This window comes from Nocardia sp. NPDC002869 (assembly GCF_046764065.1).
Taxonomy (GTDB): Bacteria; Actinomycetota; Actinomycetes; order Mycobacteriales; family Mycobacteriaceae; genus Nocardia; species Nocardia rhamnosiphila.
In genome coordinates this window covers 51,764-66,303 of sequence record NZ_JBKOOL010000009.1, presented here as the reverse complement: position 1 = coordinate 66,303, position 14,540 = coordinate 51,764, and the positions used below count along the sequence as shown (strand labels likewise).

The 14,540-nt window shown below is 68.3% G+C and carries 16 protein-coding genes and 1 riboswitch; of the genes, 6 read left to right on the top strand and 10 right to left on the bottom strand.

The annotated features are described in order from the left end of the window. The coding region (locus ACLML9_RS03010) for a phosphomethylpyrimidine synthase ThiC (RefSeq protein ID WP_411944005.1) at positions 1-574 on the bottom strand (574 nt) is incomplete at its 3' end. Then, a riboswitch (TPP riboswitch) is annotated at positions 565-690 on the bottom strand. Its footprint overlaps the gene before it by 10 nt. 65 nt (positions 691-755) lie before the next feature. On the opposite strand from ACLML9_RS03010, the gene ACLML9_RS03005 reads away from it, so the two are divergent. Then, entirely contained in the window at positions 756-1,334 is a 579-nt protein-coding gene (locus tag ACLML9_RS03005; RefSeq protein WP_411944004.1) for a Uma2 family endonuclease, read from the top strand. 5 nt (positions 1,335-1,339) lie between these two features. Here the strand turns inward: ACLML9_RS03005 and ACLML9_RS03000 are convergent, their stop codons facing one another. The 3 genes from ACLML9_RS03000 to ACLML9_RS02990 are packed head-to-tail and all read right to left on the bottom strand — an operon-like array spanning position 1,340 to position 3,797. Next, complete coding sequence (locus ACLML9_RS03000) at positions 1,340-2,155, bottom strand: exodeoxyribonuclease III (RefSeq protein ID WP_411944003.1); 816 nt, start codon at positions 2,153-2,155, stop codon at positions 1,340-1,342. 51 nt (positions 2,156-2,206) lie between these two features. Next, a complete protein-coding gene (locus ACLML9_RS02995; protein WP_411944002.1) occupies positions 2,207-3,217 on the bottom strand; it encodes a GNAT family N-acetyltransferase in 1,011 nt (336 codons plus the stop codon). Continuing rightward, on the bottom strand, positions 3,207-3,797 hold the full coding sequence (locus ACLML9_RS02990; protein ID WP_411944001.1) for a peptide deformylase: 591 nt from the start codon (positions 3,795-3,797) through the stop codon (positions 3,207-3,209). Before ACLML9_RS02990 ends, ACLML9_RS02995 begins: the two co-directional genes overlap by 11 nt. Before the next feature lie 246 nt (positions 3,798-4,043). Here ACLML9_RS02990 and ACLML9_RS02985 point away from each other — a divergent pair, with 246 nt between their 5' ends. The 5 genes from ACLML9_RS02985 to ACLML9_RS02965 all read left to right on the top strand — a co-directional run bounded on the left by ACLML9_RS02985 (position 4,044) and on the right by ACLML9_RS02965 (position 8,635). Further along, positions 4,044-4,391: a DUF3263 domain-containing protein gene (locus ACLML9_RS02985; RefSeq protein ID WP_396901929.1), complete on the top strand. Its 348-nt coding sequence runs from the start codon at positions 4,044-4,046 to the stop codon at positions 4,389-4,391. Between the two features lie 157 nt (positions 4,392-4,548). Beyond that, a complete protein-coding gene (locus ACLML9_RS02980) occupies positions 4,549-5,106 on the top strand; it encodes a LytR C-terminal domain-containing protein (protein ID WP_411944000.1) in 558 nt (185 codons plus the stop codon). 125 nt (positions 5,107-5,231) lie between these two features. Then, the gene (sodC, locus tag ACLML9_RS02975; RefSeq protein ID WP_411943999.1) at positions 5,232-5,924 is read left to right on the top strand and encodes a superoxide dismutase[Cu-Zn]; all 693 of its coding nucleotides are present in this window, start codon (positions 5,232-5,234) and stop codon (positions 5,922-5,924) included. A gap of 21 nt (positions 5,925-5,945) precedes the next feature. Then, positions 5,946-7,091, top strand: a complete 1,146-nt coding sequence (locus tag ACLML9_RS02970; RefSeq protein WP_411943998.1) for a glutamate--cysteine ligase — start codon at positions 5,946-5,948, stop codon at positions 7,089-7,091. Positions 7,092-7,180: 89 nt separating this feature from the next. After that, positions 7,181-8,635, top strand: a complete 1,455-nt coding sequence (locus ACLML9_RS02965; RefSeq protein ID WP_411944008.1) for a DUF5933 domain-containing protein — start codon at positions 7,181-7,183, stop codon at positions 8,633-8,635. On the opposite strand, the gene mnhG is transcribed toward ACLML9_RS02965, so the two are convergent. Genes mnhG through ACLML9_RS02935 form a run of 6 tightly spaced genes read right to left on the bottom strand, consistent with a single transcriptional unit; the run spans position 8,595 to position 14,507 of the window. Further along, on the bottom strand, positions 8,595-8,942 hold the full coding sequence (gene mnhG, locus ACLML9_RS02960; RefSeq protein WP_411943997.1) for a monovalent cation/H(+) antiporter subunit G: 348 nt from the start codon (positions 8,940-8,942) through the stop codon (positions 8,595-8,597). The two genes, ACLML9_RS02965 and mnhG, sit on opposite strands and share 41 nt — an antisense overlap. Then, entirely contained in the window at positions 8,939-9,199 is a 261-nt protein-coding gene (locus tag ACLML9_RS02955; RefSeq protein ID WP_411943996.1) for a monovalent cation/H+ antiporter complex subunit F, read from the bottom strand. Before ACLML9_RS02955 ends, mnhG begins: the two co-directional genes overlap by 4 nt. Positions 9,200-9,203: 4 nt before the next feature. Next, the gene (locus ACLML9_RS02950) at positions 9,204-9,749 is read right to left on the bottom strand and encodes a Na+/H+ antiporter subunit E (protein WP_411943995.1); all 546 of its coding nucleotides are present in this window, start codon (positions 9,747-9,749) and stop codon (positions 9,204-9,206) included. After that, a complete protein-coding gene (locus ACLML9_RS02945) occupies positions 9,746-11,341 on the bottom strand; it encodes a Na+/H+ antiporter subunit D (RefSeq protein WP_411943994.1) in 1,596 nt (531 codons plus the stop codon). The genes ACLML9_RS02950 and ACLML9_RS02945 overlap by 4 nt, the downstream gene beginning before the upstream one ends. Further along, on the bottom strand, positions 11,338-11,718 hold the full coding sequence (locus ACLML9_RS02940; RefSeq protein ID WP_030524673.1) for a Na(+)/H(+) antiporter subunit C: 381 nt from the start codon (positions 11,716-11,718) through the stop codon (positions 11,338-11,340). Before ACLML9_RS02940 ends, ACLML9_RS02945 begins: the two co-directional genes overlap by 4 nt. After that, entirely contained in the window at positions 11,715-14,507 is a 2,793-nt protein-coding gene (locus tag ACLML9_RS02935; protein WP_411943993.1) for a Na+/H+ antiporter subunit A, read from the bottom strand. The genes ACLML9_RS02940 and ACLML9_RS02935 overlap by 4 nt, the downstream gene beginning before the upstream one ends. Between the last annotated feature and the right edge of the window lie 33 nt (positions 14,508-14,540).

The following is a 14,540-nucleotide window of genomic DNA, read 5'->3' as shown; positions in this document are numbered from 1 at the left end:
CTCGCAGGATGCACTCGCGGGTCTCGTGGTTGTTCTTGCGGGTGGACAGTTCCATGATCGTGTCGGCGCCCCACCGGGTGGCCCACACCATCTTCTCGACCTCCTCGGCGATCGAGGACGAGACGGCCGAATTGCCGATATTGGCGTTGATCTTCACCAGGAACTTCTTGCCGATCACGGTCGGCTCCAGTTCCGGATGCCGGTGGTTGGCCGGGATCACCGCGCGGCCGGCGGCGACCTCCGCACGCACCAGCTCCGCCGGTACGCCCTCCCGGGCGGCGACGAAGCGCATCTCCGGGGTCACGAGCCCCGCCCGGGCCCAGGCGAGCTGAGTACGCGGGCCGGGCACATCCGGTTTGTCCCACTCGTTCCGGAGCGCGGGCAGGCCCGCCTCCAGATCGATCGTCGCGGCGTCATCGGTGTACGGGCCGGACGTGTCGTAGACGTCGAAATGGTCGCCGTTGGTCAGCTCGATCCGGCGCACCGGAATACGTAGACCGTCGATATCCCGATAGTGCTTGACGCTGCCCTCGATCGGACCGGTGGTCACCGAATCGACAGGTGTGGTCGTCATAATTTTCTCCCTACGCCGGCATTACCCGGTCAGGTTCATACGGTCGACAGCCCTGAGCGCTCCGTGGAGCTAGCCGTCCTCTCAGCCCGCTGGTGCGAGCCCCCGTCGGCATGTGAAATTTTCCGCCGCCGACCATACCCGCCTCGGACCGTATCCACCGACCGAGAGATAGGGTCTATCCGTGACCCTCTCGCATGGATCGCTGATGACCGTCGACGAGTTCGAGGAACTCGACGCGGCGGCCCAGCGGATTTCCGAAGGGCTGCGGCTCGAGTATCTGAACGGCCTGCTGGCCGCGAAGGCACGACCGGATACCAACCACACCCGGGTCGTGCAGTGGCTGGCGCGGTTCCTGGTGCCGCGCCGGTCCGAACTGTGGCTTTTCGCCGATCGCGGCCTGCGGGCCGGGCGTACCGGTGGCAGCCGTGTGCGACCCGACGCCATCCTCGCGCCCGCCTCGGCCTTCGCCGGGGAAGGTGAATGGTCGGACCCGCAGCCGGTGCTCATGACCATCGAGATCAGTTCCCGGGCCCAGCACACCGAACTGCGGGATCGGCTCGACAAGCCGTTCCTGTACGCGGCCACGGGTATCCCGCTCTACTTCCTGATCGACCGCGGGGCCGCGGAGGTGAGCGTGTACAGCGAGCCCGAGGACGGGCGCTACAGCACCAAGGTGACCGTGCCGTTCGGCACCGATATCGAAATTCCCGAGCCGCTCGGTGTCTTCCTCGCCACCGATCCGCTCGCGGACTGGCTGTAACGGCGTCACAGGGTGAATTCGGCGATCACCGGAGCGTGGTCGCTGGCGCCCTTGCCCTTGCGTTCCTCCCGGTCCACCCCGGCGTCGACCACCGTCGCGGCCAGGGCCAGCGAGGCCAGCACGAAATCGATACGCATCCCTTCCTTACGCGGGAAACGCAGCTGGGTGTAGTCCCAGTAGGTGTACACGCCGGGGCCGGGAGCGAAGGGCCGCATGACATCGGCGAAACCGGTATCGGTGATCGCGGTGAACGCGTCCCGTTCCGGTTGCGAGACATGGGTTCTGCCGGCGAACAGCTCCGGTGACCACACATCGTCGTCGGTGGGCGCGATATTCCAGTCCCCCACCAGAGCCGTCTTCGCCTGCGGGTCGGCGGCCAGCCAGCGGGCGGCGTTGTCGCGGAGCGCGGCCAGCCAGGCCAGTTTGTACTCGTAGTGCGGATCGGCCAGCGCGCGCCCGTTGGGTACGTACAGACTCCACACCCGGACTCCGTCGCAGGTGGCGCCCAGGGCCCGCGCCTCGACGGTCGGCGAGGGGATGAGCGTATCGGCGGCGTCCCGATCGAATCCGGGCTGGTCCGGGAACCCGATCTCCACCTCGTCGAGACCGACCCGCGACGCGATCGCCACCCCGTTCCACTGGTTCAACCCCACATGCGCGACCTCGTAACCGGCCTCGGCGAAACGCTCGAAGGGGAACTGGTCGTCCCGGCATTTGGTCTCCTGGATCGCCAGCACATCGATGTCCTGCCGATCCAGCCAGGCCAGCACCCGGTCCTGCCGGGAGCGGATCGAATTGACATTCCAGGTGGCCAGGCGCAACAAATTACCTTTTCGCGAGTCGGGTGAACCGTAGTCCGGGGTGTACCGGCGTTACTGCCCGGCCACCCCGGCACTGCCGGGGACGGCGTAGCGGTAGCTGTGGTGATCGACGAACCCGAGTTCGCCGAACAGCTCCAGGGCGTCCACATTACCGGCCTCGACCTGGACGTACGCGTGTGTCGCGCCACGATCGCGACCCCAGCGCAGCAGTTCCCCGCAGACGAGTGCGGCCAGGCCGTGCCGGCGATGGGCGGCCACCACCGCCACACAGGTCAGGCCGACCCAGCGGCGGCCGTCGGAGGCGGAGGTGAGTGCGCCGCGGGCGATGGCGATGGGATTGGGCAGGCCCAGCGAGGCGAAACCCAGCTGCCCGTCGTGCACGGCGGAGAGTACTTCGGGCAACGGGACCGTGGCGGAGTGGCCGCTCGGTTCGTCGCCGCGGTAGCGGTGGATCTCCAGCCACGCGATATCGGGTTCGGGCGCGATACGCACCATGGACGGGCCCTGCGGGAGGACGAAATTCTCCAGGTCGATGCCCAGGACGCGGGTTTCGCCCCAGCTGTTCCAGCCCGGCGGCACGGTGGCCAGCCGGTCCGGAAGCGCCAATTGCAGCGGCAATCCCAGGGCGGCGTACCAGGCGCCGATCCGGTGCAGGGTGTCCGGGGTGATCCGGGCCGGCCCGTTCGAATCACCTATGGGCACCGCGGAATTGGCGCGGCGGGTGTAACCGTGTCCGGCGCGCAGCAGCCAGCCGTCGATCCAGGCGGATTCCGTACCGGGCCAGCCGAACGCCGCCGCGGTCTCCAGCGCGCGGATCTCCGAGGTGCGAATCGGTCTGGGAGCCAGCGATTTCAACGCCACCACGCCGGCCGCCGGGATCATCACCGGATGGCCGTCGGCGGCCAGGACGGTCAGCGGATTCGTCTCCACCACCTCACCGATCACATCGGTGAGCGGCGGGGTGCTGCCCTCGGGGAGCCGGTATCGCACCACGACCCGCTCGCCGAGCGGGATCTCCGTGATCGGGATGTCGCCGTCGTGGTCGTGCGGGTCAGTCGTCATGTCCGAAGGGGTCCGGATCGCTGCCGGGCAGCCAGGTGCGGCCGGGGACGCCCCAGCCGTTGCGTTTGACGGCCTTCTTCGCCGCCCGCGCGTGGCGTCCGACCAGGACGTCGATGTAGAGGTAGCCGTCGAGATGGCCGACCTCGTGCTGCAGCATGCGGGCGAAGAAATCGGTGCCCTCGACCGTGACGGGTTCGCCGTGCTCGTCGGTGCCGGTCACCCTGGCCCACTCGGCCCGGCCGGTGGGGTACTGCTCGCCGGGGACCGACAGACAGCCCTCTTCGTCGTCGTCGGGATCCGGCATGGTCTCCGGGATCGCCGAGGTCTCCAGTACGGGGTTGATCACCGCTCCCCGGCGCCGCACCACCGTGCCGTCCTCGGCCCGGTCCGGGCAGTCGTAGACGAAGAGGCGCTTGGACACGCCGACCTGGTTGGCGGCCAGGCCGACGCCGTTGGCGGCGTCCAGGGTCTCGTACATATCCGTGATCAGCCCGGCCAGTTCCGCCGGCGATTCGGTCACCGGCGCGGTGGGGCCGTGCAGCACGGGGTCGCCGACGATCACGATGGGCAGGATTGACATGACACGAGCTTATTGGGGGCGGCGGCGGCCGGTGAAAAGGGCCTGCTCTGCGTGGCCGCCGTTACCGATCCGGGCAGGTGGAACGGGTTCTCGCACAATATGTGGTACCACCGTACCGGACACGCCGGACGTCGACGCCAGCGCTCGTCCGGACGGCGTGGTTGAATATCGCAAGGCAGTAACACGGTGACCCGATCGTGCCCTGATACGGCGATCGCGTCCGGTGGTAACTCGGCGAGGAGCAAGATGGACGGCGCAGCAGCGCGGGATCTTTCCGCAATCCAGGGCGGTCCTCCGGCCAACACAGCGAATACGAATCCCGAAGGGGCGCAAGATCCCGAGAGCGGCCTGAGCCGCCGCGAACACGAGATCCTGGCCTTCGAGCGACAGTGGTGGAAGTACGCGGGCGCCAAAGAAGAGGCGATCCGCGAACTGTTCGCGCTGTCACCGACCCGTTACTACCAGGTGCTCAACACCCTCATCGACCGGCCCGAGGCCCTGGCCGCCGACCCGATGCTGGTGAAGCGCCTGCGCAGGCTGCGCGCCAGCCGGCAGAAATCCCGAGCGGCGCGAAAGCTCGGCTTCCAGGTCTGAAGCCGGACTCCTGCCGGTCGGCGCAGGCGCCGGATCGCCCCGTACGCACCTTTCTACCCTCCCTGGACGGTCGATATCCGTGCTCGGGGTCACAGGGCCCCGACCCGCCCCGCCGGAGGCGGGGCAAATGAACACAGCAACCGCTAGGCTCGGGCGGGTGAGCAATTCGAACCCTGGCTCCGGTGGACCGCCGCTGCGTGCGACGGCAATGGTTCTGATCGCCCTGTCGATCGTTTTCGCCGGTCTGGGCGCGATGTCGCTGTCGAGTGCGGACTCGGAGAGTTCGGACAACGCCGAGAACACGGCGGCCTCGTCGACAACCGCGCTGGCCGCGCCGCGCGCCGGCACCACCACCGCGGCCGCGCCCACCACCGCGGCCGTCGAATCCGGTACCACCACCGCCGCCGCGCCGAGCACCACGGCGGCGGCCGACGGGGTCGACCACTCGGCCCCGGTCCGGGTGCTCAACAACAGCATGGTCGCGGGTCTGGCATCCACGACCGCGAACGAGCTCACGGCACGTGGCTGGACCAACACCTCCACCGGCAACTACGCCGCCACCACGCTCGAGAAAACCACCGTGTACTACGGTCCGGCGCCGGCCGACGAGGCCACCGCCGCCGCGGTCGCCGCGGATATCGGCGCCACCACCGCGCCGATGATCCCGGGTCTGGGCGACGGGTCGGGAGTCGTCGTGGTGGTGACCGGTCGGTGACACGCGTCTCCCGAGATCGGGGGTGTCCCGGCCGGACGGGGGCGGCGTGGCATCATCTTGTGCGTCGAAAGATCGTTGTCGAAACGCTCTACCCCTAAACTCGGTACTCGTAAAGGAGTTCCCTGATGGCACAGTCCACTTCTCGTCGCCGGTCTTGGCGGAGCGTGACCCCGGTGCTGGCTGTCGCGGCTTTCGGCCTCGTTGCCTGCACGAACAGTCAGGAATCCAGTGACGTGACGGGGACGACTCCGCCGGTATGGACCTCGTCCCCGGCCCCGGCCGGTGCGGGCGAGTCCGGTGAGCACGGAGAAGAGCGGAAGTCCCCGGCCGGTTCGGGGACCGAGGTCGAACTGAAGTCGCCGAGTGGCGCGAAGGTCGGGACGGCGAATATCGCCGACGAGGGCAACCATCTGCGGATCACCGTCGACACAACCGGTTTGACCCCCGGTTTCCACGGCCTGCACATCCACCAGGAAGGCAAATGCGAGGCGAATTCCGCCCCGCCGGCCGGTGGTGCGCCCGGTGACTTCCTTTCCGCGGGTGGACATCTGCAGGTCGGCGGTGCCACCGGGCATCCCGCCAGCGGTGACCTGACCTCGTTGCAGGTCCGCAAGGACGGCCACGGCTACCTGGTGACCACGACCGATACGGTGAGCCTGAGTGATATCCGGGGTAAGGCGATCATCGTGCACGCCAATTCGGACAACTTCGCCAATATCCCGGACCGTTACAACCGCGAGGGTGGCGCCGGCCCGGATCAGCAGACGATGAGCACCGGTGACGCGGGCGGCCGGGTCGCCTGCGGCGTCATCGGTTAGAAGCAAGACGGAGGGGCCGATATGGGTGGGGCGCGGATCGAGCCGGTGCCGTTCCGCGGTTCGCCTCGGCCGACCGTGGGGATCGAATGGGAGATCGCGCTGGTCGACAAGACGAGCCGCGATCTGTCCAATACGGCGGCAGCCGTTTTCGACGCGGTGGGTGAGCTGCGGGCGCACGACGGCACCCCGCAGGTGACCAAAGAACTGCTCCGCAACACAGTGGAACTCGTCACCGGGGTGCACGAAACCGTCGGGGCCGCGGTGGCGGATCTCTCGGGCACCATGAATACGGTGCGCCGGGCCGCCGACGAACTCGGCGTGGATCTGTTCTGCGCGGGCACGCATCCGTTCGCGCAATGGTCCACTCAGCAGCTCACCCGGTCCGAGCACTACGACGAACTGATCGAACGCACGCAGTGGTGGGGACGGCAGATGCTGATCTGGGGCGTGCACGTGCACGTCGGGGTGTCGCACCGGGACAAGGTCTTTCCCATTCTCAACTCCCTGCTGCTGTCCTATCCGCATCTGCTGGCGCTGTCGGCCTCCTCACCGATGTGGTCCGGTTCGGACACCGGGTACGCGAGCAATCGCGCGCTGATGTTCCAGCAGTTGCCCACGGCGGGGCTGCCGTTCCAGTTCGAGAACTGGAACGAATTCGAACGCTATGTGCACGATCAGATGAAAACCGGTGTGTTCGAACAGCTCGGCGGTATGCACTGGGATATCCGGCCCGCCCCGAAATGGGGAACCATCGAGGTACGTATCTGCGACGGTATCTCCAACCGGGCGGAACTGGCCGCCCTCGCGGCGTTCATCCATTGCCTGATCGTGCACCTGGACGAGCGGGTGGAACGCGGTGAGTCGCTGCCCACCCTGCCGCCCTGGCATGTGCAGGAGAACAAATGGCGGGCCGCGCGTTACGGGTTGGACGCCATCGTGATCGTGGGTGACGACAACCGTGAACGTCTGGTCACCGAGGACCTCGACGATCTGCTGACCCGGCTGGAGCCGACCGCGCGGCGCCTGGATTGCGTGGCCGAACTCGCCGCGGTGGCCGATATTCCGCGGCGCGGGGCCAACTATCAGCGGCAGCGGCAGGTGGCGGCGGCCGCGCAGGGGGATCTGGTCGCGGTGGTGGACGCGCTGGTCCGCGAACTCGATAGCTGACCCGGGTCGGTACGCTGCTGTTCAGCAGCCCGGTGACCTGCCGTTCACGTGCCGTTTACGATGGTCGGGTGCTAGTCGAAAACCCGAATATGGGAGCTGGAGCAGCGGCGCACAGTGCTGTGCCGCGCCGGGGGGTTCGGGTCGCCGCCGTCGCCGCGGTACCGGTACTGCTGCTGGTGTTGCAGGGCGTGGCGATGTGGCGGAATTTCGAAGGGCCGCTGACGAGCCTGGCCCGCGACTACATCGGCACCCCCAAATCCATGACCGTGCCCTGGGCGGGCCTGGTTCTCGCGCTGGTCGGTATCCCGGCCCGGCGCCGGTGGATCGCCGCGGGGGCGGCCGTACTGATCGACCTGGCGTGCGCGGGGGTGCGGCTGCTGCTGGGAGGACCGTTCACCGTGGGCAACGGGCCGGTCCTCGTGCTCACCGCGTTGGCGCTGGTGGCCTGGTTGCGCTGGACGGGTGCAGAACGGCGCAACGCGCTGCACGCGGCCGCGCTGGGCGCGCTGCTGATCCTCGCGACCAAGGTCGGTGACGTCTGGTTGCACATCACCGTGGACCTGCGGCCACAGGTACTGGACCAGTACGTGATGCTGGCCGATCACGCGCTCGGTGATCCGGCGTGGGTGATGGGCCGGGTACTGGAAACCTTGGGACCGATACCCGACGCGGTACTGCACTGGGTGTACATCGAACTGCCGGCGGCGGCCATCGTGGTGGCGGTCTGGCAGTTGCGCTCGGTGGCGGCGGGCGGCCGGTGGCCGAATCACTATCTGGTGCGCACGTTCCTGGTGCTCGGTCTGGTCGGACCGCTGGTGTACATACTGTTTCCGGTGGTCGGACCGATGTTCGCCTACGGGGTCGACGGGAACGGCTTCCAGGTCGGCAATTTCTGGCCCGATGTGCTGCCGCCGCTCGACCGTGCGCCGGAAGCGATGGCCTTCGACTCGTTCTCCCCGCGCAACTGCATGCCCTCGATGCACACCGCGTGGGCGCTGGCGCTCTTCCTGCACACCCGCCGCAACCCCGACGGTTCGCTCGCGCCGACCTGGTTGCGCTGGGGTGGGATGTTCTGGCTGCTGTGCACGCTGGCCGCGACCCTCGGTTTCGGCTACCACTACGGCGTGGACCTGGTCGCCGGGGCGGTGCTGTGCCTGACCGTGGAATCGGCGCTGCGGGAACCCGAACGCGGCTGGGGCCGGTTCCGGATCCGGCTGGTGGCCGGTGGGGCGGTGATACTGGTGACGCTGCTCGTCGGCTACCGGTATCTGGCGGTGCACATGGCCGACTATCCGGTGGTCGCGGGTTCGGTCGTCTCGGCGCTGCTCGCGGCGATGGCGGCGGGTTTCCACGCCACGTGGTTCGCCCGGCGCCGCCGGGAGCGGCCGGTTCCGGCCGGGGTAGCGACACTGCCGGATCCCGCCGCGGACGCGGTGGTCGCTACGGCCGACCCACTCGATACGGCGGCCCTCGATACGGTGGCGGCCCACCGGGTCGCCGGGGTCACGGCTGCGGCCGATCCAGTTCGTCCTCGAGTTCGTTGACCACCAGCAGATCTTTGCGGTGCAGTTGCTCCCGGTAGGCGGTGCGGCCGATCAGGTGGGCGATCACCGGTGCGGTGAGCAACGTGAACAGGCCCACCAGCACCAGCATCCACACATTGGGGTCGTCGTAAACCCGGATACAGGTGCCGGCCAGCACCGAAATAAGACCGATGACCTGTGGTTTGGTTGCGGAGTGCATACGAAACAGCGTGTCCGGGAACCGGACGATGCCGATAGCCGCGGTCAGCGCCAGTACCGCGCCGAAAATGATCAGGAGGCCGGAGATCCAGTCGAATACGGTGTTCATCGGTCGTCCCGGACCCGGAAGCGGGTGACGGCGGCCGAACCGAGGAAGCCCACCAGCGACAGCGCGACGATGGCGGGCACCACGGTGGTGTCGCGGCTGTAGGCCGCCCACACCGCGAGGCCGCAGATCGCCATCGCGATGATCGAGTCGATCCCGACCACCCGGTCGAGGGTGTCGGGACCTGCGAGTATGCGGTAAGCAGTGATCAACGCGGCCGCACTGAGCAGGACCGCGGCCACCACGGCCACGACAATCATCTGGTCACCTCCTGACCGGTCGGCGGGGGAGCGGAGTGGCCCGACGTTCCAGCCCATCGATCAGCAACCGCTCCAGCACCCGGATGGTGCGGTAGAACTCGGCCACCGCCTCCGCACTGCTGACATCGATGACGTGCACGTAGGCCGCACAGTGTTCGCGATCGATCTCCAGCACCATGGTGCCCGGGATCAGATTTATCAGGTTGGTGCACAGCACCATGACCAGATCCGACCGGAACGCGAACTGCACCTTCAGCACGCCGGAAGGGGGCGGTGGCCCGGGCCGCAATGCGAACCAGGCAAGTTGCAAACTGGATTCCAGGGCGTAGTAGATGCTGACCGCCGTCAGTTTCACCAGCGGTACCGGCCGTAACCGTCCGCGCGTCGGTATCCAGGGCAGTGGGAGGGCCACCATGATGACCACTCCGACGCCGGCGCCCGCCAGCACATTGGCGACGCTGACCTGGCCCCACAGCGCCACCCACACCGCGGTCAGCCAGATCAGGATGCCGACGCGCAGCACATTGTCGCGGTTCATCAGTTTGCTCATCGCGACCCCCCGCCCAGGACCGCGCCGATATAGACGCCCCGGTCCTGCAGTTCGGCCGCGGCACGGTCGGCGATCCCCAGGACCGGGCCCGCCCATACCGTCAGCGCCAATCCGACCGCGACCAGCGCCGCGGTCGGCAGCACCATCATGGTCGGCAACCGGCCCGGATCGGTGCGTTCGTCGTAGAGCATGTCGGTGTTGTCCTCCACCAGCGACGGCAGGGTGGCGGCCACCAGATGCCCCTCGGGGGCCTGTTCGCGCGGCCGCCAGAACGCCTTGCTCCAGACCCGCGCCATGACGTACAGGGTCAGCAGACTGGTCACCACCGACCCCGCGACCAGCACCCAGGCCAGCGCGCTGCCGTCCTGCGCACCGGCCTGGAGCAGCGCCACTTTGCCGATGAAACCGGAGAAGGGCGGGATCCCGCCGAGGTTCAGTGCCGGGATCAGGAACAGTCCCGCCAGGAGTGGGCTCGCCGCGGCCAGCCCGCCCACCCGCCGCAGCGAGGTGGAGCCCGCCTGGCGTTCGATCAGCCCGGCCACCAGGAACAGCGCCGTCTGCACGAGAATGTGGTGCGCGATGTAGTACACCGTGCCCGCCAGCCCGATCGAACTGGCGATGCCCACCCCGAACATCATGTAGCCGATATGGCTGACCAGCGTGAACGAGAGCAGTCGCCGGATATCGCTCTGCGCGATGGCGCCGAATATGCCGATCAGCATGGTGAGCAGGCCGCTGATCATCAGCAGATTGTCGAATCCGCCGTCCGGGAAGAGCAGTGTTTGGGTGCGCACGATCGCGTACACACCGACCTTGGTGAGCAGGCCGGCGAACACCGCGGTGACCGGCGCCGGCGCGGTGGGGTAGGAGTCGGGCAGCCAGTTCGACAGGGGGAACACCGCGGCCTTGATACCGAAGGCGACCAGCAGCACGGCGTACACCGCCTGGCGGACGCCGTCCGGGATGGCGTCCATCCGCTGGGCCAGTTGCGCGAAGTTGAGGGTGCCGGTGGCGCCGTAGGTGACAGCGGTGCCGATCAGGAAGATCAGCGACGACACCATGGAGACCATCACGTATGACACCCCGGCGCGGATACGTTCCGCCGTCGCGCCCAGGGTGAGCAGGACGAACGAGGCCACCAGCAGGATCTCGAAACCGACGAACAGGTTGAACAGGTCGCCCGCCAGGAACGCCATCGCCACCCCCGCACTGAGGATCAGGTAGGTGGGCCAGAAGATGGAGGTCGGCTGGCGGACCTGGGCGTCGCTGATGTTCTGGCCGGCGCCGTAGAGGGCGACCGCGAGCAGCACGATCGCCGAGACCAGCAGCATGGCCGCGGAGAGCCGGTCCACCACGATGGTGATACCGATGGGGGTTTCCCAGCCGCCGACCTGAACGGCCACCGTCCCGTCGCGGTCGGCCAGATACAGCAGCACCGCGCAGACGGCCACCGCGGCGCTCAGCGCGACCGTGGCCAGGATCCGCTGGACGCGGGCGCGACGCCCGGCCACCAGCGTCGCGGCGGCGGCCAGCAGCGGGATGAGCACCGGCAGCGGGGCGAAGGCGGGGACCAGATCGGGGGACAAGCTCATTCTTCGGGTTCCTCCGGCCGGCGCGCGGCGATCCCGACATCCTCCGGGTCGTTCTCGACTTTTTCGCTCGTGGTCAGGATGTAGGAGCGATAGGCCAGGGCCAGCACGAACGCCGAAACACCCATGGTGATGACGATGGCGGTCAGCACCAGCGCCTGGGCCAGCGGGTCGGCCATGGTGCTGTGTGCGATATCGTCCGTACCCCGGATCGGTGCCGCCCCGTCGGGTCCGCCCATGGTGAGAATGAGCAGGTTCACCGCATTGCTGAACAGCAGGATGCCGAGCAGCATTTTCGTCACGGTGCGTTCGAGCAGTAGGTACACACCGCAGGCCACCAGTACGCCGACGACGATCAGCAGGGTCAGATTCGCGCTCATGACTGCACCAACTCGTCGTCGAGGCGCGCGCCGAGGCTGCGCAATACGTCCAGTACGAGACCCACCACGATCAGATAGACACCGAGGTCGAAGAACAGCGAGGTCACCAGCTTGACATGGCCGAGCAGCGGAACGGTCGTCTCCAGGATGACCGAGCTCAGCGGCGGCGCACCCAGCAGCAGTGAGGCGCCGGCGGTACCGGCGGCGAGGATCAACCCGGCGCCCAGCAGATGGCCGGCCTCCACCGGTAGTGCCTCGCCTAGTTCGTACTGGCCGCCCGCGAGATAACGCAGTACCAGCGCCAGTCCCGCGATGAGACCACCGGCGAAACCGCCGCCGGGCGCATTGTGGCCGGAGAAGAAGAAGTAGACCGACAGCACCATGATGGTGGGGAACACCAGGCGGGTCGTGATCTGCAGGACCATGGAGCGGTCGCGGCGGTCGACCAGCCGGCCCGCGGGCAGCCAGCCCACCTTGCCGCCGGGCCGATAGTTGGGTGCGTCGGCGGCCCGCGGCGGCAGACCGAACCGCCGGCTGCGGAACACCAGTGAGGCCACGCCGGTGGCAGCTACGACCAGCACCGATATCTCGCCGAGCGTGTCCCAGGCACGGATATCGACCAGCAGCACATTGACCGCGTTCTTGCCGCCGCCGAATTCGTAGGCCGCGTCCGGGATACGTTCCCAGATGGGCCGGGCGTTGCGCGCCGCCGCGGCGAATGCCGCCAGCACCGGCACCGCGATACCGGCCGCGATGGCGATCGTAGCCCGGCCGACCTGGAAGCCGGCCTGCTGTTCCGGTCCGATCTCGGCCGGGAAGGCCCGCAGGACCAGGACGAACACCACCAGCGTCAGCGTTTCCACGAGGAACTGCGTCAATGCCAGGTCGGGCGCGCCGTGCAAGGCGAAGACGACACCGCATCCGTATCCGGTGAGCCCGACCACCAGCACGCTGGCCAGCCGGTTGCGCAGTACGGTCGCGCCCAGTGCCATGGCGATCATGATGGCGCCGATCACCATTTGCAGCGGAGAGTCCCAGAGGCGAAGTTCGACCCCGGCCCGGGTGCCGACGGCCAGTACCACCGCGGGCACGATCACCAGGGTGACGAGGATGACCGCCTGGGTGAGCGGCAGCGAACCGCGCTGGACGGCACCGGTCATGCGTAGCGAGAGCCGGTCGGCCGCCCGCAGTGCGGCATCGTAGCCGCGGTCGGCGTTGCCCAGCAGTGTCGCCGACTCACCGAACCGGTCCCGTGCCGCGAACAAAGCGAGGCCACCGGCGATGATCACGACGGTGAGCAGCAACGGCCAGGTCAGGCCGTGCCAGAGCTGGAGGTGACCGGTCAGGGTGCCGGGCAGGGTTTCGGCATAGGGCGCCAGCAGACCGTCCATCCAGGGGGCGGCGAGTCCGGCGCCCAGCGAGCCCACGGCCAGCAGCACCGGCGCCGCGCTCAGTCCGATGCCCGGCGCGTGCCACCCCGGGACCGGGACTCCGGGCTTGTCGGCGAAAGCGCCCCAGATGAAGCGCGCGCTGTAGGCGACGGTGAGCATGGACCCCAGCACCAATCCGGCGGCCAGCAGCAGCCGCACGGTGGGTGAGAGCGGCGCGGCGTCGAGTTCGGCGGCCAGCGCCGCCTCCTTCGCCACGAATCCCCAGAGCGGTGGGATGCCCGCCATGCTCAGCGCGGCCAGCGACGCGGCACCGAAGAGGACAGGTGAGCGCCGGCCCAATCCGGAGAGTTCGCGCAGGTCACGGGTGCCTGCCCCATGGTCGATGATGCCGACCACCAGGAAGAGCGCGGCCTTGAACAGCGCGTGCGCCACCACCAGGCCGATACCGGCGAGCGCCGCATCCGGGGTGCCCAGGCCCACCATGGTCACCAGGAAGCCCAGCTGACTCACGGTGCCGAAGGCCAGAACGAGTTTCAGGTCGGTGACCTGCATCGCGCGCAAACCGGCCAGCAGCATGGACGCCAGGCCGAGAGTGAGAACGAGCGGCCGCCAGACCGGGGCGTCGGCGAACGCGGGCGCCAGGCGCGCGATCAGGTAGACGCCGGCTTTCACCATGGCGGCGGCGTGCAGGTAGGCGCTGACCGGGGTGGGTGCGGCCATGGCGCCGGGCAGCCAGAAGTGCAGCGGCACGATGGCGGACTTGCTCAGTGCGCCCACCAGGACGAGGACCACCGCGACCTGTATCGCGACGCCGCCGGGCCGGTCGGTGGCAGTCAGCAGATCCGACAGCAGGTAGCTGCCGTACGCCTCGCCGAGGATGACGATGCCGGCGAGCATGGCCAGGCCGCCCGCACCGGTGACCAGCAGCGCCTGCAGAGCCGCGCGGCGGCCCGGCACGCTGTCGGAGTTGTGGCCGACCAGCAGGAACGACAGGACGGTGGTCACTTCCCAGAAGGTGAACAGCAACAGCATGTTGTCGCTGGTGACCAGGCCGAACATGGCGCCGGAGAAGGCGACCAGCCAGGCGGCGAAGGAGCCGAGCTTCGGTTCGTCGTCGGTGAAGTAGCGGGCGCAGTAGGCCAGGACCAGGGCGCCGATGCCCAGGACGAGCGCGCTCATCACGGTGGCCAGGGAGTCGAAGCGCAGGTCCAGGCTCAGATCGATGGTCGGAGCCCACTCCATCCGGACCTTTATCTCGTCGTTCCAGTGGGCGATCACCCAGCCGAGGCAGCCGAGCGGTACCAGCGCCAGCGGGTAGAACGCGTTGCGGCCCAGTACTCGCACGGCGGGGGGCGCGATCAGCGCGGCCAAGGCGTGTGCGAGCAGAATGGCGAGCAAGCGTTACCTCCGTCGAGAGAGGGGCGGCGGGGT